The sequence below is a fragment of the Geodermatophilus sp. SYSU D00691 genome (genome assembly GCF_054050275.1).
In genome coordinates, this window is record NZ_JBJGYZ010000026.1 from 70154 (window position 1) to 88471 (window position 18318).

An 18318-nucleotide genomic window follows, 5' to 3' on the forward strand; every position below is an offset into this window, starting at 1 on the left:
GGCACGTGGGACGCGACGGACGGCCGTCGGCGTGGTCCCCGCCGGGTGCTCGACACCGGCCGGGACGACGTGCACAGTGCGCTCGTGCCACCGGGAGCCCTGCACCACCGGGTGACCGCTGCCCTCGCGAACTGGCAGCTCGACGCCGCCGAGGAACTGCTCGCCGACGTCGAGCTCGACCCCTCGCCGTTCGAGGCGGCCGAGACCGACACCCCGGCCGACCTCGGCCGCGCGTGGGCCGACACGCTGCGCGCCGAGCTGCTCGTCCGCCGGCTGCGCGTCGCCGGTTTCACGCTGGTCGGCGACCCGCTGGGCCCGCCGTCGGAGGCCGCCCCCGCCCCGCTCGACCTGCACGCCGGCGTCGCCGAGCTCATCGAGGGTCCGGCCGACGACGCCGCGGGCGACCCGCGCGCCGAGTCCGCCTCGCGCGCGGCGCTGGCCATCGCGCTGGTCCGCTCCGCCAAGGCCGCCTTCGACGCCACCGACGACGACCTGCAGCGCGCCGCCGGCCTGGCCCGGCACGCCCGCATCGAGCTGCTCTCCCGCCGGATCGACGCCGCCATGGACGAGGCGGTCGAGGCGGCCAGCCTGCTCGACCCCGCGCTCCCGCCCAGCGGCCTGCTGGTCGACACGCTCTCCTCGCTGGCCGGCGTCCTGGCCGACCTCGAGCTCATGCCCCTGGCGCTGGACTACCAGCGCCGCGCCTACGAGACCGCGATCGCCGCGGCCGCCGACCCCGAGGCGCTGACCACCGAGGACGGCGACCCCGACGTCCTGGTCGCCGCGCACGCCACCCGGCTGGGCGAGCTGTGCGCCGAGCTGGGCGAGGGCCTGCTCGACGACGGCGCGCCCGAGTCGGCCGCCCCGCACTTCGCCGAGGCCCGCGGCATGGCCGAGCGCGCCCTGGAGCTGCTGCCGCCGGACGAGCCGGGCGTCGTCGCCGCCCAGGTGGTGCACGGGTGGGCGCTGGTCGGGCTCGGCGAGCAGTCGGCCGCGACCGGGCCGCTGCGCGCCGCGGTCCGCATCACCTCGGCGCGGGCCGACCGCGCGCTGCTGTCCTCCGCCCAGCTCGCGCTCGGCCGCGCGCTGCGCCGGCAGGGCGACGGCCGCGGCGCCGACGAGCACCTGACCCAGGCCCTGGCGCTGTCGACCGAGCACGGGCTGCCGCGCGTGCGCCGGGCGGTGCTGCGCGAGCTGTGCACGCTGCACTCCGAGCTCGACGACGCCGGCCGCGCGCTGCCGTACCTGCAGGCCTACATCAGCGACGAGCTGGACCGGGTCGACGAGCGGCGCACCCGCTGGGTCGAGCTGTTCGGCCGGCGCAAGAGCCTGCTGGAGACCGAGCGCGCCGCCGGGCAGCTGCGCCGGCAGGCCTACGAGGACCCGCTCACCCACCTGCCCAACCGGCGCTACGCCGAGGCCCGGCTCGACGGGCTGCTGTCGGCCGGCTCCGCCCCGGCGCTCGCCGTCGTCGACGTCGACCACTTCAAGACGATCAACGATGCCATCGGCCACCCGGGCGGGGACGCCGTGCTGCGGGTGGTGGCCGAGCTGCTGGTCGCCGGCGTCCGCGACACCGACGAGGTGTGCCGCTGGGCCGGCGACGAGTTCGTCATCCTGCTGCCCGACACCACCGCCGAGCAGGCCGAGCGGGCGCTGGAGCGGATCCGCCGGGCGATCGGCGCCTACGACTGGGCGGAGATCGGCCTCGAGGTGCCGGTGACGATCAGCGTCGGCATCGCCTCGGCCACCCGCGGCGACGACCGCCGCACCCTGTTCGCCGCCGCCGACGGCGTGCTCTACGACGCCAAGCGCAGCGGCCGCGACCGCGTCGTCCGGCTCTCCGCCGTCACCCAGACCCGGGCCGGCGCCACCCCGCCGGGGAGCGCGGCCGAGCCCGAGCCGGTGCCGGAGCCCGACGCCCCGGCGGATACGGTCGCCGACGTGCCCCCGCTGCTCGACGACGGCTTCGCCCCGCTGCTCACCGAGCCCCGGCCGGTCGCCCCGCTGGGTGCCGCCGGCGTGGTCGACCCACCGCTGGCCCCCGCCCCGCCGGTGGCCGGGGTGGCCGCCGTCGCGCTGCCCGCGCCCGCCGAGCCCGAGGTCGTCTGGGGCACCGGCCGCAGCACCGAGCAGGTGCTGGCGCTGGTCCGCGAGGCCCGCCGCGTCTCCCCCGACCGCCCGGTCGTGGTGCTGCGCGCGGCGCCGGAGACCCTGGTCGCGCTGGCCGCGGAGCACGACGCCCACACCTCGATGGACGCCGCCGCGATGGCCGCCGTCGTCGGCCCGCTGCCCGAGCCGGTCGGCCGGGTCGCGGTGCTCAGCGGCGCCGGCACCCACGCGCCGGTCGCGGCCGAGACCGCCTTCGTCGCGCGGGTGGCCGGCACCGAGGTCGTCCGCATCGAGGACGTCGGCAGCAGCCGCCTGCGCCCGTTCCTCGCCGACCCCTCGCCGCTGGCCGACGCCGACTGCCTCGTCGTCGTCACCGGGCAGGACGCCGGGCTGGCGGGCACCGTGGCCGCGCTGACCGACGTGCCGGTGGTCGCCGTCCCCACCTCGACCGGGCAGCCGGGCGGGTTCGGCGCGCTCGGCGCGGTGCTCACCGTGCTCGGCGCCGGCACGCCGGGCGTCGTGGTGAGCGCCGTCGACAACGGCTGGGCCGCCGGCGTGTTCGCCGCCCGCCTGGCCCGCCGCTCCGCCCGCGGCTGAGCTGCGGCGACACCGGCGCTCTCGCACGCTTTCAGCGCCGAAAGCGTGCGAGAGCGCCGATCTCGTCGGCGTTGGCATGATCGACCGGTGACGATCGGGTGGCTCGACCTGGCGGCGGGCGCGAGCGGCGACATGCTGCTCGGCGCGCTCGTCGACGCCGGCGTGCCGCTCGAGGTCCCCGCCCGGGCGGTGGCCGCGCTGGGCGTCGAGCCGGTCGCGCTCACCCCCCAGCAGGTCACCCGGCACGGCCTGGGCGCCACCCGCGTGCACGTCTCCGCGCCGCCGTCACCGCACCACCGCACCTGGGCCGACGTGCGCGCGCTCCTCACCGCCGCCGACCTGACCGCCGACGTCCGCGACCGGGCGCTGGCCGTGTTCGAGCGGCTGGCGCGCGCCGAGGGCCGGGTGCACCGCACCGACCCCGAGGACGTGCACTTCCACGAGGTGGGCGCGCTCGACGCCCTCGCCGACGTGGTCGGCGTCGTCGCCGGCTTCGCGCACCTGGCGCTCGACCGGCTGACCGCCTCCCCCGTCGCGCTGGGCAGCGGCTCGGCCCGCGGCGCGCACGGCGTCGTGCCCGTGCCGGCGCCGGCGGTGCTGGAGCTGCTCGCCGGCGTCCCCGTGCTGGCCGGCCCGGTGCCGGCCGAGGCGTGCACGCCCACCGGAGCGGCGCTGCTCGTCGAGCTGGTCGACGAGTGGACGACGCTGCCGCCGATGCGGGTCGCGCGCACGGGCTACGGGGCCGGCGGCCGCGACCCGGTCGAGCTGCCCAACGTCGTCCGGCTGGTGCTCGGCGAGCCCACCACGCCACCGGGCCCGGCCGTCGTGCTCGAGGCCAACGTCGACGACCTCGACCCGCGGCTGTGGCCCGGCGTGCTCGACGCCCTCCTCGCCGCCGGCGCCTCCGACGCGTGGCTCACCCCGGTCGTCATGAAGAAGGGCCGCCCCGCGCACACCGTCTCGGCGCTCTGCCCGCCCGACCGGACCGCCGCCGTGCAGGCGGCGGTGTTCGCGACGACGTCGACCATCGGTCTGCGCGTCGTCCCGGTCGGCAAGGTGGCCCTCGAGCGGACGGCGACCTCGGTCGAGGTGCTCGGCGCCCCGGTGGGCGTCAAGGTGGCCCGCCTCGACGGCCGGGTGGTCAACGTGAGCGTCGAGTACGAGGACGTCGTCGCCCTCGCCGGCGCGCAGCAGCTCCCGGTCAAGGAGGTGCTGCGCGCCGCCACCGCGGCCGCCGCGGCCGCGCACCCGGTGACCGGGCCGTGACGCCGGTCAGGCGGGCGCCGGTTGGGCCGACGTCAGCTGCGCGACCATGGCCGCGACCGGGAGGTAGGCGCGCAGCGCGGTGATCGCGCCGTCCCGGACGTCGTAGGCCATGCAGTAGGGCACGTCCACCTGCCGGCCGGTCGCCGGGACGCCGGCGAACTCGCCCCGGTGCGTCCCGACGAAGCGGGCCTCGATCATGGCGACGCCGTCCCCGATCACCAGCCCGACCAGCTCGGGGCGGGCCTCGAAGACCTGCGTGTGCGATGCCACGATCAGGTCGCGCACCTGCTCGCGGCCGTGGACCTGCTCGCCGGTCTCCATCGTCGTCCACGTGACGTCCGGGGCGAAGAACGCCGCGAAGTCCCCGCGGTCGAGCAGCGCCCGCAGATAGCCCTCCATGACCGCTCGTGTCCCGACGTCCGACATCGCTGCCTCCCCTGTTTCGTCGAAGGGCTCGGTTCCACGCTCCTCCGGCCCGGCGGCCGGGCCCAGGGTCCGACGTCACCGCGGCGGCCGGCGCAGGCCGGCCGCGACCACGGGGACGACGGCGAGCACCAGCAGCGCCACCGCACCGGTGCCGCCGAGCGCGAAGACGGCGAACACCGGCAGCGAGGCCAGCTCCATGCCCAGCCCGGCCACCGACGTGACCGTCGCCCGCCGGGGCCCGGTGATGCGGTCCTGCAGCCGGGCCTCGGCGACGACCAGCACGGCGCAGTACAGGCCGTAGAAGACGGCGACGGCGGCCAGCGCGGCCGGTCGCGCCCACAGCGCCGCGGCGCCCAGCAGCAGCCCGGCGAGCACCAGCAGCGCGAGCAGCCACCGGGTGGCCAGCCGTGCGGCGTGGCCGCCGAGCGCGGCACCGACCGCGCCGGCCAGGGGGATCGCCAGCGTGGCCACCGGGACGGCGGTGGCGGGGACGCCCCACGCCCCGGCCATGAGCGGCCAGTACTCCTCGACCGCGTCCAGCCCGCCCAGCAGCGCGGCGGCCACCACGACCGCGCGCAGCGCCCGGCTGCGGACCACGTCGGTCACGCCGGACCACAGGGTGCGGGCGAACCCCACCACCTCGGCCACGCCGTCGCCGTCCGGCGGCCGCGGCGGCTCCGGGAACCGGGTCGCCAGCGCCGCGGTGACCAGGCAGGTCGCCACGCTGGCCCAGCCCACGAGGGGGTAGCCGCCGAGGGCGAACAGGCCGGTGGCGACGAACGCCGTCGGCACCTGGGCGGCCAGCGTGGTCGCGCCCATCCAGCCGTTCAGCCGGGCGTACGAGTCGCGCGCACCGGCCGCCTCGAGGCCCTCGTAGACCAGCGCCTCGGCCGCGCCGGAGGCCAGCGCCCCGCCGACGCCCCAGAGCACGAAGCCGGCGGCGAACGACCAGGTCTCGGGCACCGCCGCCCACAGCGCGAAACCGGCCGCCTCGAGCAGCGAGGCCAGCACCAGCGCGCCCCGGCGCGACCAGCGGTCGGCCAGCGCGCCGGTGGGCACCTCGGCGACGAACGCGGTCACCGACCAGACCGCGAACAGCGCCGAGATCTCCGCCTCCGACAGCCCGGCGTCGGCGAACAGCAGGGCGTAGAGGGGGTACAGCGGCACCAGGGAGTCGGTGATCGACCAGGCGAGCGCCAGGCGGCTGAGCGAGCGCGCCGGTGCCGGGGTCAGGGGTGCGTGGCGTCAACGGAACGGCATGGCGGGCACGCTAGCGCCGGTCGGCCGCCGCCCGCACCCGGTTTCCTGGCCCGGCCGGGCCAGAGGTTGGCCCGGGTGGACGGCACCCCCCGGGCAGGAGGAGGCTGACATCGCCGTCGCCACCGAGAGGACGTGCCGCCCGTGACCGCACCGTCGATCCCCACCGCCTGCCGCACGACCGTCGTCCTGGGATTCCTGGTCGTGCTGGCCGTCGCCGGCTCGCCCGGGTGGCTCGCCACCCTGCTCGGGGTGGCCCTGGTCGCGGTGTGGGCCGCTCCGCTGGTCGTCCGCCGCCACCACGTGCTGCCCGTGCCGGCCGAGGCCCCCGCCGAAGCGGTCTGACCCGGGTCCGGCTCAGGTCAGCTCGACGATCGCCTCGATGCCGAGCCACAGGCCGAACAGGAAGAACAGCACGGCGGCGCCGATCGCGATGACCCTCTCCGGCAGCCGCTTGCCCAGCGCCCGGCCGACGACGATGGCCAGCGCGTCGGCGGCGACCATGCCGAGCGTCGAGCCGAGCCAGGTGCCGAACCAGCCGTGGTCGGTGGCCAGCGTGATCGTCGCCAGCATGGTCTTGTCGCCCAGCTCGGCCAGGAAGAAGGCCGTCCCCACCGCGATGATCGCCCGCTTGCCGGCCCGGTTGACCTTGTCCTGCTCGTCGTCGGTGAGCTCGTCGCCGCGCAGGGTCCAGAGGCCGAACGCGACGAAGGCCAGCGCGGCGGCGAGGTTGATCCAGCCGGTGGGCAGCGCGGCGCCCAGGCCGTAGCCGATCGCCACGGAGGCCAGGTGGACGATCGCGGTGGCGATCGTGATCCCGACCAGCACCGGCCACACCCGGAAGCGGGTGGCGAAGGTCAGGGCCATGAGCTGCGACTTGTCCCCGAGCTCGGCGACGAAGATGACGCCGAAGGAGACGAGCGTGCTGACGAGTACTGCGTCCACGGAGCGGGTCGGGCCTCTCTGGTCCGGCCGGGGGCGAGACGCGAGACCTCGACCCGGCACGTGCTGCCTGGATCGAAGGTCTCGCCCGCCCCGCCGGAACGAGGCCGCGCGGCCGGACCGTCCGCCGGGAGGACCGGCGGGAGGTCAGTGTGTCGACCGCGACATTGGGGGCTACTCCCCTTCGCTGCCGTCCAGACTAGCGCCCGGACGGCCGCGGATCACCGTGACGGTGGACTCACCACGCGGGTCGGCGGGCCGGCGGTTGGTCGCCAGCAGGAAGGGCGCCGCCCACACGCCGACCAGCAGCAGCCCCAGCAGGGCGGCCAGCCAGCCCGGTCGCCCGGCGACGGCGAGCACCAGCACGTAGCCGCCGACGACGACGGTCCGGGCGACGACCCGGGTGGTGAGCGGATGACCCACGGCGCCCCTCCCGGGTCAGGGCACGGACGGCTCGGTCGCGGGGACCGAGATGCCGTAGTCGCGGATCTTGCGGTAGATGGTGGCCCGCGACATCGCCAGCCGGCGGGCCGCCTCGACCTTGTTGCCGCCGGCGTCGAGCAGCGCCTCGACGATGGCGTCGCACTCCAGCGCCTCGAGCGGGCTGAGCATCCGCTTGGTGGTGGAGCGGCACTCCGGCGGCAGGTCCCGCACCCCCACCACGCCCGAGCGGCGCTTCGCCACGACCTTGCGCAGCACGGCGACGAGCTGGTCGACGTTGCCCGGCCAGCGGTTGTGGGTGAGCACCCGCATCGCCTCCGGCGAGCAGCTCACCGACCCGTGCCCGAGGCGGCCGAGCAGGTGCGGCACCAGCTCGGCGAGGTCCTCGAGCCGGTGCCGCAGCGGCGGCACCGGCAGCGTGCGCGGGAAGGCCGACAGCAGCCCGGCCAGCTCCGGGGCCGGGTCGTCGGCGGCCGGCCCCGCGGTGGCCACCACCCACGGCCGGTCGGGGTCCGTGGACTCGCGCAGGGGCTCGAGGACGTCGGCCAGCTCGGACAGCAGCGGGCGGGGGACCCGGTCGACGTCGGTGAGCACCAGCGTGCCGCCGTCGAGGGTCAGCTCGTCGGCGACCTCGGCCAGCCAGTCGGGGCCGGCGTCCTCCCCCCGCAGCACGCGCAGCCGCGCGGCCGGCGTCCGGGCCTGGTGCACGGCGCGGGCGAGCGTCTCCCGGCCCGACCCCGGCTCGCCCTGCAGCACCAGCCACTCGCCGGCCTGCTGGTGGCGGTCCACCGCGGCCAGGCACTTGGTCCACGCCGGGCCCGAGCCGACGGCGACCGACGGCGGCGCCGGGACCGGCCGGACCGGCCGCGCCTCGGCCGCGGGGGCCGTGCTGATCACCTGGACGTCGAGCACCCCGCCGACGACGCCGCTGGCGCTCACCGTCGGCCGGCAGTGCACGCGGGCCGTCCGGCCGCTGGGCAGGTCGATGACCAGCGGGTGCCGCCGGCCCTGCACCAGCGCCTCGCCCGCCTCGGCGAGCAGCGGCTCCTGGTCGGCCGGGTCGAGCAGCTCCCGGGCGCGGTCGTTCATCATCAGCAGGTCCTCGCCGATGGCGAGCACCGGACCCCGGTTGCGCCGGCAGGCCACCAGGTAGTCGTTGAGGACGGCGAGCTCCCGCTGCCCCGAGTGCTCCAGCAGCACCTGCTCGATGCGGCGGGTGAGCGTGCCGGCGGTGGCCACCAGCAGCGGCCCGGCGTCGCGCGACCAGCAGGTCAGGTCGACGACGCCGAGCACCTTGCCGGTCACCGGGTGGCGGATCGGCGAGCCCGCGCAGGCCAGCTCCTCGAGGCCCTCCACGTAGTGCTCGGAGCCGAACACCTGCGCCGGGCCGCGGGCCTCCAGCGCCGTCCCGATGCCGTTGGTGCCGATGAACTGCTCGGCGTAGCTGAAGCCGGGCGCGAGCCACACCCGGTTGAGGTGCTGCTCCAGGCCGGAGTCGCCGGTGCGCCGGCTGAGGACGACGCCGTCGGCGTCGCAGAGGATCACGCTCACCGGCTCGGTGGCGAACAGGTCGGCGACGTCGCGCAGCACCGGTTCGGCGGCGCGGGTCAGCTTGGTGTCGTCGTCGGCGCCCGACTCGCACGGCAGCTCGATGGAGTCGGGGCGGACCCGCCAGAGCCGCGAGCGGGTCCAGGAGGCGAGGATCTCGTCGCGCACCACGCCGGGGGCGACCGGCTCGTCGACCAGGAACAGCGACCGGGCGCGGGCGACGTCCCCGGTCGGGGAGCCCACGGCGAGCGGGGTCGCCGGTTGGTTCGACACGGTCACGGCCGGCTCCCTCGACTGTGAAGGATCGAGCTCCACCCACTCTAGGGAGACCAAGGTGGGGGGCCCAGGGTGTGGCGGACGTCTCATATTGAGACCACGGGCGGCCCGGCGAGCCACTGTGATCCGTACCACGAGGAGCACGGTGCAGGGGGCACCGCGCCGCGCCCCTCGCCGCCTCCGGGGCCGTCGCGCCCGCGTCCGTCGCGGCTCCGAGGAACCGAGAACGCGCTGCCGCGCGGCAGCAGCCGACCGAGAGTTCCCGCCCCGATCGTGAGGAGTCGACGTGAGTCGACAGAGTCTGGCGAAGGCCCACCAGAAGATCCAGGAACTGGCCTGGGAGCCCGTCTACCACGAGCCGTACATGAAGTACGGCACGGACTACACCTTCCGGAAGGCGCAGAAGAAGGATCCGCTCAAGCAGATCCTCCGCTCGTACTTCCCCATGGAGGAGGAGAAGGACAACCGCGTCTACGGCGCCGAGGACGGCGCGATCCGCGGAAACATGTTCCGCCAGGTGCAGGAGCGCTGGCTGGAGTGGCAGAAGCTGTTCCTGTCGATCATCCCGCTGCCCGAGATCTCGGCGGCCCGCTCGATGCCCATGCTGTTCCACGTGGTGCCCAACCCGGAGCTCCACAACGGCCAGGCGATCCAGATGATCGACGAGGTCCGCCACTCGACGATCCAGCAGAACCTCAAGCGCCTGTACATGAACAACTACATCGACCCGGCGGGCTTCAACAACAGCCTGCGGAACTTCCACAACGACTACTGCGGCACCATCGGCCGGCAGTTCGCGGAGGGGTTCATCACCGGGGACGCCATCACCGCGGCGAGCATCTACCTAACCATCGTCGCCGAGACCGCCTTCACGAACACCCTGTTCGTGGCCATGCCGGCCGAGGCTGCGGCCAACGGCGACTACCTGCTGCCCACGGTGTTCCACTCCGTGCAGTCCGACGAGTCGCGGCACATCTCCAACGGCTACGCCACGCTGCTGATGGCGCTGTCCGACGAGGGCAACCGGCAGCTGCTCGAGCGCGACCTGCGCTACGCCTGGTGGAACAACCACGCCGTCGTCGACGCCGCGATCGGCACCTTCATCGAGTACGGCACCAAGGACCGCCGCAAGGACCGGGAGTCCTACGCGGAGATGTGGCGTCGCTGGATCTACGACGACTACTACCGCAGCTACCTGGTCCCGCTCGAGAAGTACGGGCTCACCATCCCCCACGACCTGATCGAGGAGGCCTGGAACCGCATCTGGAACAAGGGCTACGTCCACGAGGTCGCGCAGTTCTTCGCCACCGGGTGGCTCGCCAACTACTGGCGCATCGACCCGATGACCGACGAGGACTTCGAGTGGTTCGAGCACAAGTACCCGGGCTGGTACGACAAGTACGGCAAGTGGTGGGAGAACTACGCCCGCCTGTCGGTGCCGAACGGGCACAAGCCGATCGTCGGCGAGGACGTCGACTACGTGTACCCGCAGCGCTGCTGGACCTGCATGGTGCCCTGCCTCATCCGTGAGGACATGGTCACCGCCGAGGTCGACGGGGTGCACCGCACCTACTGCAGCGAGACCTGCCGTTGGACCGACGTCGAGGCCTTCCGCCCGGTGTACCAGGGCCGCGAGACCCCGAACATGGGCCGGCTGGTCGGGCACCGCGAGTGGGAGACCCTGTACCACGGCTGGGACTGGGACAAGGTCGTCGAGGACATGGGCTTCGTCCGGGACGACGGGAAGACGATGACGGCGCAGCCGCACCTCAACCTGGACCCGAAGAAGATGTGGACGACCGAGCACCTCAAGCGGCTCGGCCCGTTGCTGAGCCCGAACGTCCTCTTCAACGAGATGACCGACGAGCAGCGGGCGGCGTTCGTCGCCGACTACAACCGCCAGGGCCCGGCCGGCCGGCCGGCCCCCGCACCGAGCGCCTGAGCGCGGGTCAGGCGAGGGGGAGGGTCGGGTGCCCCCCGGCCCTCCCCCGCCTCCCCGCCGTGAAGGACCCCGTCCCCCTCATCCCTCGCAAGCGCGGGGCGAGCCTCTGGACGGGGCCTACCGACCTCGGCTCTGCGACGACGACAAAGGTTGGTCATGGGCGAGAAGCACCGGGTCCGGTTCGAGCCGGTCGGCATCGAGATCGAGGTCGACAGCGAGCAGACCATCCTGCGCGCCGCGGCCGAGCAGGGCGTCCAGCTCATGCACGGCTGCAAGGAGGGTCAGTGCGCCTCCTGCAAGTCCTTCGTGCTGGACGGCGAGGACATCGAGCTGGACAGCTACTCGACCTTCGCCCTGCCCGAGTTCGAGAGAGAGGAGGGGCAGACGCTGCTCTGCCGGGCGCACGCCTACGAGGACCTGGTGATCGAGCTCCTCAACTACGACGAGGAGATCATCGCCTCGGGGCTGCCGCTCCGGCAGGGCACGGTCGAGGTGGTCGCCAACGACCCCGTGACGCACGACATGCGCCACCTCGTCGTCCGCCTGCTGGAACCCGAGGAGATCAAGTACTTCCCCGGCCAGTACATGGACTTCCGGGTGCCCGGTCACGACGCGACCCGGTCGTTCTCGATGGCGAACACGCCCAACCGCGAGCGGATCTTCGAGTTCGTCATCAAGGTGTACCCCGGCGGGCTGTTCTCCGGCCTGCTGGCCGACCGGATCGCCCCCGGGGACCGGCTGGACGTGGAGGGACCCTTCGGGGCCTTCCGGCTCCGCGAGAGCAGCGCCGCCGACCTGCTGTTCGTGGGGGGCGGCGCCGGCATGGCGCCGCTGCTGGCCCTGCTGCGGTCGATGGCCGAACGCGGCCTCGACCGCCCGGTGACCTTCTACTACGGGGCCCGCACCGTGCGGGACCTGTGCTTCCAGGAGGAGCTCACCAAGCTCGGCGAGCAGCTGCCCGGGCTCACCTTCGTCCCCGCGCTGTCCGAGCCGGCCGAGGGCGACGGGTGGGACGGCGAGACGGGCCTCATCACCGACGTCGTCGCGCGCCGGGAGAGCGACCTGTCCCGGGTGGACGCCTACGTCTGCGGTCCGCCACCGATGGTCGAGGCGGCCGTCGCCACGCTCACCCGGCTCGGGCGCAGCGAGGACCACATCTTCTACGACAAGTTCACCACCACCGGTGAACCGGAAGGCGAGGACTGACCGACCATGACCACCACCGAGCCCCGAGTCGCCGAGGTACCCGCGCGGCCGGAGCGGAGCGTCCCGCGGGTCAGCTTCACCGACGCCGAGGCCGGGGCCAAGGAGTTCCCCGACTCGAGCGCGGCGGCCCGGCGCTACAACTACTACAAGCCGGCCAAGCGCAAGCAGACCCACTACGAGGACGTCACCGTCGAGGTGCAGCCCGACCCGCGGCACTACCTGTCGCAGGGCTGGATCTACGGCTTCGCCGACGGGTCCCGCGGCTACCCGCTGACCTGGACCAAGCTCAAGGCCTGGGGGGTGGACCGGCCGGAGCCGGAGCGCGGGGTCGGGACCGGCGGTGGCGGCAAGGGCCTCGACTGGCCGGCGCACGGCTGGCACGAGTTCCGCGATCCCAACGAGGAGTGGGAGCAGACGATCTACCGGTACAACGCCAACGTCGTCCGGCAGGTCAACCAGAACATCGAGAACGCGCGCAACGCCAAGGCGTTCGAGCAGTGGAGCAGGAACTGGGTCACGTTCGTCGAGCGCAGCGTCGGCGCCTGGATGCACGTCGAGCACATCCTGGGCCTCTACGTCTTCGCCGGCAACGAGCGGTCCGGCCCGACCAACATGCACAACACCGCGATGGCGGTGAACAGCGCGCACAAGATCCGCTTCGCCCAGGACCTGGCGCTGTACAACCTGACCCTCACCGAGGAGGTGCCGGGCTTCGACGGCACCGCGCACCTGGCCGCGTGGAACGGCGACGCCGAGTGGCAGGGCGTCCGCGAGGTCACCGAGGCCCTGCCGGCGATCGAGGACGACTGGGGCGAGGCCATCTTCGCCACCAACGTCGTCTTCGAGCCGCTGATCGGTGAGCTGTTCCGGTCCGGCCTGGTCATGCAGGCCGCCCCGGGCAACGGCGACTTCGTGACGCCGACGGTGATCGGCGCGGGCGAGTACGACTACGCCCAGCGCGACCTGCGCTGGACGCAGGCCTGCTTCGGCCCGCTGGTCCAGGACCCCGAGTTCGCCGACCACAACCGGCAGCTCATGCAGGGCTGGCTGGAGCACTGGGTGCCGCGGTGCCTGGGCGCGGCCCGGACCCTGCAGCCGCTGTGGTCGCAGCCCGACGCCCGCCCACCCCGCTTCGAGGACTCCCTCGACCGCGCCAAGAACCGCTTCGCCGGGATCCTCAGCGACCTCGGCCTGGAGACCCCGAAGGAGCTGGCCCAGTGACCACCACGGCATCGACCGAGTTCGGCGCGGCGAACAAGACGTCGTCCAACCTCTGCGGGATCACGCTGATGAACGACCAGGTCGGGCACGTCATCGCCGAGGTGATGAAGGAGAAGCCCGGCGTCCGCGTGACCTACCTGCCGTCGATGATCCGCGTCGACGCCGACGTCCGGATGGACTTCGTCTACGACGAGCTCGCCGAGGCCCTCGGCGAGGAGGCCGGGTCGTTCACCTCCGCCGACCTGGAGGAGAGCATGTCGACCCACTACGGCCGCATGGTCCACGAGGACGACCGCACGATCATGTTCGCCAACCCCGAGGACGCCGCCGAGTACATCGGCTTCGACCTCAAGGCCCTGCAGACGGGCTGAGCACCTCCCCCTGCCGCCGGCCGGCCACCGCGCCGGCCGGCGGCGTCCTTCCCGGCCGACGTCGGCCGGTCCCACCCGCGCACAGACCGTCCCCGCACGTCCGGCTCCAGGGAGGAACCCATGGCCAAGGAACTGCGCTTCGGCGCCGACGCCCGGCAGCTGCTGCAGGCAGGCGTCGAGCAGCTCGCCGCCTCGGTGAAGAGCACGCTCGGGCCGAAGGGCCGCAACGTGATCCTCGAGCGGATCACCGGCTCGCCCGAGGTCACCAACGACGGCGTCACCATCGCCCGCGAGATCTACCTGCGCGACCCCTTCGAGAACATGGGCGCGCAGCTGGTCAAGGAAGCGGCGATCAAGACCAACGACACCGTGGGCGACGGCACGACCACCGCCATCGTGCTGGCCGACGCCATCGTGCGGCAGGGCATGACCGCGATCCAGAGCGGCGGGAACCCGGTGCTGGTCAAGCGCGGCATCGACGTCGCCGTCGCCCGGCTGGTCGAGCACCTGGGCGGGGTCGCGCACCCGATGCGGACCGAGGACGACTTCCGCCGGGTGGCGTCGATCTCCGCCAACGACGACGAGGTGATCGGGGACGTCGTCGCGCGGGCGCTCTACGCGGTCGGCGACGGCGGCGTGGTGACCGTCGAGGACTCCGCCGTCCTGGGCATCGACGTGGACTTCGTCGAGGACTTCGAGTTCGACAACGGCTACATCTCCCCGTACATGGTCACCGACCTCGGCCGGCTCGAGGCCGTGGTCGAGGACTGCTACGTGCTGCTGACCGCGCACAAGATCACCGATGTCAAGCAGCTGATGCCGGTGCTGGACAGCATCATGCGGGCGCCCAAGCCGCTGGTCATCGTGGCCGAGTCGGTCGAGGGCACCGCCCTGCAGATGCTGGTGCACAACCACGTCAACGGGATCTTCCGCTGCGTGGCCATCCAGGCCCCCGGCTTCGGCGAGAAGCGGATCCACCTGCTCGAGGACATCGGCGCGCTCACCGGCGGGCAGGTGCACTCGCGGGCGTCGTCGTTCGCCCTCGAGCAGATGACGACGGCGCACCTGGGCCAGGCCGACCAGATCCGGGTGACCAGCGACCGCACCGTGATCATCGGCGGGCACGGCGCGGCGGCCGCGCGCGAGCAGCGGCTCTCGCAGCTGCGCGCCGAGCTGGAGCGGGCCACGATCGGCACCGACCAGGACTTCCTGTCCGAGCGGATCGCGCGGCTGTCGGGCAAGGCCGCCGTCATCCGGGTCGGTGCGCCGACCAACGCCGAGGCCAAGGAGATCCGGCACCGGGTCGACGACTCGCTGCAGGCCACCCGTGCCGCGATGGCCGAGGGCATCCTCGCCGGCGGCGGCTCGGCGCTCCTGCACGCCGAGCCGGCGCTGTCAGACCTCGACGTCTCCGGCGACTACCGCACGGGTGTGGAGATCGTGCGCAGCGCGCTCACCGAACCGGTGCACCTCATCGCGGCCAATGCCGGCTACGACGCCGAGGAGGTCGTCAAGCAGGTCTCCTCGATGGCGGTCGACGAGGGCTTCGACGCCCTGCAGGGCCGCTACGGCAACCTGGTCGACCTCGGCGTCATCGACCCGCTGCGCGTCGTCCGCTCGGCGCTGCAGAACGGCGCCTCGGTGGCCGGGCTCGTGCTGACGACGAACTCGCTGGTGGCCGAGGAGCAGACGCCCTGGAACAAGTCGCTCATGACCGAGTTCGGCCAGCTCGACGAGGGCATCCCGCAGCCCTCGCCCGACCCGAGCACGCCGCAGTCCCTGGGCCTCGGCCCCTCGATGGGCTGAGCCCCACCTCCGCTTCCGGCGCCGCAAGCGGTCCTGCTCTCGGCGCCGGAAGCGGTCGGTGGCCGTGTCTCAAGTTGAGACGCACGCCACAGCCGGGGATCCGTACGTTGCCGTTCACGAGGTCGCCGAGCCCGAGGAGCGCGCATGCGAGCCGTCCGCGTCCACCGCTACCACGAAGACCCCTCGATCGACGACATCGGCGAGCCCAAGCTCCAGGGCCCGCTGGACGTGATCGTCAAGATCGGCGGCGCCGGCGTCTGCCGCACCGACCTGCACATCCTCGAGGGCCAGTGGGCCGAGATCCAGAACCCCGAGCTGCCCTACGTGATCGGTCACGAGAACGCCGGCTGGGTGCACGAGGTGGGCGAGGGCGTCACCAACGTCGCCGTCGGCGACACGGTCATCCTGCACCCGCAGCCCAGCTGCGGGCTGTGCGCGGCCTGCCGCCGCGGCGACGACATGCACTGCGAGAACGCCTTCTTCCCAGGGCTGTCCAACAACGACGGCGGCATGGCCGAGTTCCTGCGCACCACGGCCCGGGCGTGCGTGAAGCTCGACGCGGACACCAACCCGGCCGACGTCGCCGCGCTGGCCGACGCCGGCATCACCGCCTACCACGCGGTCCGCAAGGCCGTGCCGCTGCTGCACCCCGGGACGACCGCGGTCGTGCAGGGCGCCGGCGGGCTGGGGCACATCGGCATCCAGTGCCTCAAGGCGCTCACCGGGACCCGGGTCGTCGTCGTCGACAAGAACCCCGACGCGCTGAAACTGGCCGGTGAGATCGGTGCCGACGACACGGTGGTCGCCGACGGCGACCACGTGGCCGCGGTCAACGACCTCAGCGGGGGCGGGGCGACGGTGGTCTTCGACTTCGTCGCCGAGCAGGGCGCGGAGATGGACGGCTGGCACATGACCGGGCCGGGCGGCTCCCTGTACGTCATCGGCTACGGCGGCGAGCTGCGCATCCCGACGCTGGACTTCGTGGCCGGCGAGAAGAACGTCGTCGGCAACATCGTCGGCACCTACTCCGACCTGGCCGAGCTGATGGTGCTCGCGCAGGCCGGGAAGGTCACCCTGCACACCCAGCAGTACCCCCTCGACCGGGCCGTGGACGCCCTGCACGACCTCGACGCGGGGAAGGTGCGCGGCCGCGCCATCCTCGTCCCCTGACTCCCCCCGGCACCGCCCTGATCTGCCCGTTCCCCTGCTGCAGCGACGCGAGAGGTGTGTCCTCATGTACGAGAAGAATGGCGAGAAGTACTTCGTCGTCGACGCCCACATGCACTTCTGGGACGCCAGCCGCGAGAACTGGGTCGAGGGGCGGGAGAACCTGGCGAAGGGCTGGATCGACTGCTTCTACGGCTACCACCAGCTGGCCCCGCCGGAGACCCACTGGGACTGGGAGCACTACCTCAAGGTCTCCGAAGAGGACCTGATGCGCGACGTGTTCGAGGAGGGCCACGTCGACAAGGCCGTCTTCCAGTCCACGTACCTGAAGTACTGGTACAAGGACGGCTTCAACACCGTCGAGCAGAACGGGTCGTTGCTCGAGAAGCACCCGGACAAGTTCATCGTCAACGGCCGGTGGGACCCCCGCGACGGTGACGCCGGGCTCCGGCAGCTGGAGGAGGACGCCCGCCGCTGGAACCTCAAGGGCGTGAAGCTCTACACCGCGGAGTGGCACGAGAACGGCTCCCGCGGGTGGAAGCTGACGGACAAGGAGTCCTACCGGTTCCTGGAGAAGTGCCGCGAGCTCGGCATCACGAACATCCACGCGCACAAGGGCCCGACGATCTGGCCGTTGAACAAGGACGCGTTCTCGATGGAGGACGTCGACCAGACCGCGACCGACTTCCCCGACCTGAACTTCATCATCGAGCACGCCGGCATCCCGCGGATCGACGACTTCGCCTACATGGCCGTGCAGGAGCCGAACGTCTACGCCGGCTGCTCGGTGGTCATCGGGGCGCTCATGCACGCCCGCCCGAAGTTCTTCGCGAAGGTCATGGGCGAGCTGCTGTTCTGGGTCGGCGAGGACCGGATGACGTTCGGCAGCGACTACAACATCTGGACGCCGAAGTGGCAGATCGAGGGCTTCGTCGACTGGCAGATGCCCGACGACGAGGCGTTCAGCGACTACCCGCGGCTGACCACCGCCACCAAGAAGAAGATCCTCGGTCTCAACGCGGCGAAGCTCTACGGCATCGAGGTGCCGGCCGAGTGCCAGCTGCCGACGACGGCCGGGGACATCGAGCAGCCCGGCGAGCAGCTGCTGACCGAGGCCGCCGCCGCGGGGTCGCCGGCGTGAACCTCCGCGATGCCGTCTGGCAGGCGCTGGGGACGGTGCTCGACCCGGAGCTCGACGAACCGGTCACGGATCTCGACTTCGTGGCGTCGTGCACCGTCTCCGGCGACGGCGTCGCGTCGGTCCACCTGCGGCTGCCGACGTTCTTCTGCGCGCCGAACTTCTCCTTCCTCATGGTCGCCGACGCCCACGACGCGGTGAGCGCGGTGCCGGGGGTGACGCGCGCGGAGATCGTCCTCGACGACCACCACGCGTCGGCCGAGATCAACGGCGGGGTCGCGGCGCAGGCGGGGTTCACCGGGACGTTCTCCGGCGAGGCCGACGCCGAGCTGCACGAGCTGCGGCGGTACTTCCTGGAGAAGGCCGTCGTCGCCGGGCAGGACCGGGTGGCCCGCCCGCTGGTGGACGCCGGTGTGGGCCCGGACGAGCTGGCCGGGCTCACGCTCGGGGCGGTGCCGCCGTCGCCGGAGCTCGACCGGCTGCGCCGGCGGCGGTCCACGCTCGGCCTGCCGGCCGACGACGGTGCACCGCTGCTCGTCCACCCGGACGGCAGCCCGGTCGCCGCGGCGCAGGTGCCGCTGCACCCGCGCCGGGCCCGGCTG

At 73.3% G+C, this 18318-nt stretch carries 16 protein-coding genes; 11 read left to right on the plus strand and 5 right to left on the minus strand.

The window, feature by feature from the left end; translation table 11 throughout:
- Positions 1-84: 84 nt before the first annotated feature.
- A complete protein-coding gene (locus ACI797_RS18425) occupies positions 85-2709 on the plus strand; it encodes a diguanylate cyclase domain-containing protein (RefSeq protein ID WP_456860193.1) in 2625 nt (874 codons plus the stop codon).
- A gap of 87 nt (positions 2710-2796) precedes the next feature.
- Positions 2797-3975, plus strand: coding sequence for a nickel pincer cofactor biosynthesis protein LarC (larC, locus tag ACI797_RS18430; RefSeq protein ID WP_456860194.1), 1179 nt, complete (start codon positions 2797-2799; stop codon positions 3973-3975).
- 6 nt (positions 3976-3981) lie between these two features.
- On the opposite strand, the gene ACI797_RS18435 is transcribed toward larC, so the two are convergent.
- Positions 3982-4401: an ester cyclase gene (locus ACI797_RS18435; protein WP_456860195.1), complete on the minus strand. Its 420-nt coding sequence runs from the start codon at positions 4399-4401 to the stop codon at positions 3982-3984.
- Positions 4402-4476: 75 nt separating this feature from the next.
- Positions 4477-5568, minus strand: a complete 1092-nt coding sequence (locus ACI797_RS18440; protein WP_456860196.1) for an MFS transporter — start codon at positions 5566-5568, stop codon at positions 4477-4479.
- 234 nt (positions 5569-5802) lie between these two features.
- Between ACI797_RS18440 and ACI797_RS18445 the strand changes: the two genes are divergently transcribed.
- Positions 5803-6003, plus strand: a complete 201-nt coding sequence (locus ACI797_RS18445; RefSeq protein ID WP_456540544.1) for a hypothetical protein — start codon at positions 5803-5805, stop codon at positions 6001-6003.
- A 12-nt stretch (positions 6004-6015) separates the two neighbouring features.
- On the opposite strand, the gene ACI797_RS18450 is transcribed toward ACI797_RS18445, so the two are convergent.
- From ACI797_RS18450 to ACI797_RS18460, 3 genes are all read right to left on the minus strand, one after another.
- On the minus strand, positions 6016-6603 hold the full coding sequence (locus ACI797_RS18450) for a TMEM165/GDT1 family protein (RefSeq protein WP_456860197.1): 588 nt from the start codon (positions 6601-6603) through the stop codon (positions 6016-6018).
- A gap of 171 nt (positions 6604-6774) precedes the next feature.
- Positions 6775-7023, minus strand: a complete 249-nt coding sequence (locus tag ACI797_RS18455; RefSeq protein WP_456860198.1) for a hypothetical protein — start codon at positions 7021-7023, stop codon at positions 6775-6777.
- Between the two features lie 15 nt (positions 7024-7038).
- Positions 7039-8868, minus strand: coding sequence for a sigma-54-dependent Fis family transcriptional regulator (locus ACI797_RS18460; RefSeq protein ID WP_456860199.1), 1830 nt, complete (start codon positions 8866-8868; stop codon positions 7039-7041).
- A 283-nt stretch (positions 8869-9151) separates the two neighbouring features.
- On the opposite strand from ACI797_RS18460, the gene ACI797_RS18465 reads away from it, so the two are divergent.
- The 8 genes from ACI797_RS18465 to ACI797_RS18500 form a co-directional block, all read left to right on the plus strand.
- The gene (locus ACI797_RS18465; RefSeq protein ID WP_456860200.1) at positions 9152-10807 is read left to right on the plus strand and encodes a hypothetical protein; all 1656 of its coding nucleotides are present in this window, start codon (positions 9152-9154) and stop codon (positions 10805-10807) included.
- A 156-nt stretch (positions 10808-10963) separates the two neighbouring features.
- On the plus strand, positions 10964-12013 hold the full coding sequence (locus ACI797_RS18470; RefSeq protein WP_456860201.1) for an FAD-binding oxidoreductase: 1050 nt from the start codon (positions 10964-10966) through the stop codon (positions 12011-12013).
- A gap of 6 nt (positions 12014-12019) precedes the next feature.
- Positions 12020-13234 carry a hypothetical protein gene (locus ACI797_RS18475; RefSeq protein WP_456860202.1) on the plus strand — a complete coding sequence of 405 codons (1215 nt, stop codon included), beginning with the start codon at positions 12020-12022 and terminating at the stop codon, positions 13232-13234.
- Positions 13231-13605 (plus strand): propane 2-monooxygenase effector subunit MimD, encoded by a 375-nt coding sequence (mimD, locus tag ACI797_RS18480; RefSeq protein ID WP_456860203.1) that lies wholly within the window; start codon positions 13231-13233, stop codon positions 13603-13605. The genes ACI797_RS18475 and mimD overlap by 4 nt, the downstream gene beginning before the upstream one ends.
- A gap of 120 nt (positions 13606-13725) precedes the next feature.
- Positions 13726-15411 carry a chaperonin GroEL gene (groL, locus tag ACI797_RS18485; protein WP_456540552.1) on the plus strand — a complete coding sequence of 562 codons (1686 nt, stop codon included), beginning with the start codon at positions 13726-13728 and terminating at the stop codon, positions 15409-15411.
- 144 nt (positions 15412-15555) lie between these two features.
- Complete coding sequence (locus ACI797_RS18490) at positions 15556-16581, plus strand: NAD(P)-dependent alcohol dehydrogenase (RefSeq protein WP_456860204.1); 1026 nt, start codon at positions 15556-15558, stop codon at positions 16579-16581.
- 64 nt (positions 16582-16645) lie between these two features.
- A complete protein-coding gene (locus ACI797_RS18495; RefSeq protein ID WP_456860205.1) occupies positions 16646-17719 on the plus strand; it encodes an amidohydrolase family protein in 1074 nt (357 codons plus the stop codon).
- A partial coding sequence (locus ACI797_RS18500; protein ID WP_456860206.1) for an iron-sulfur cluster assembly protein occupies positions 17716-18318 on the plus strand: 603 nt, incomplete at its 3' end. The genes ACI797_RS18495 and ACI797_RS18500, both read left to right, overlap by 4 nt.

Bases quoted from the DNA above. Each gene is read 5' to 3' on its own strand.
- ACI797_RS18435 (WP_456860195.1), bottom strand. From the start codon at position 4,401: ATGTCGGACGTCGGGACACGAGCGGTCATGGAGGGCTATCTGCGGGCG.
- ACI797_RS18470 (WP_456860201.1), top strand. From the start codon at position 10,964: ATGGGCGAGAAGCACCGGGTCCGGTTCGAGCCGGTCGGCATCGAGATC.
- ACI797_RS18475 (WP_456860202.1), top strand. From the start codon at position 12,020: ATGACCACCACCGAGCCCCGAGTCGCCGAGGTACCCGCGCGGCCGGAG.
- groL (WP_456540552.1), top strand. From the start codon at position 13,726: ATGGCCAAGGAACTGCGCTTCGGCGCCGACGCCCGGCAGCTGCTGCAG.
- ACI797_RS18490 (WP_456860204.1), top strand. From the start codon at position 15,556: ATGCGAGCCGTCCGCGTCCACCGCTACCACGAAGACCCCTCGATCGAC.
- ACI797_RS18495 (WP_456860205.1), top strand. From the start codon at position 16,646: ATGTACGAGAAGAATGGCGAGAAGTACTTCGTCGTCGACGCCCACATG.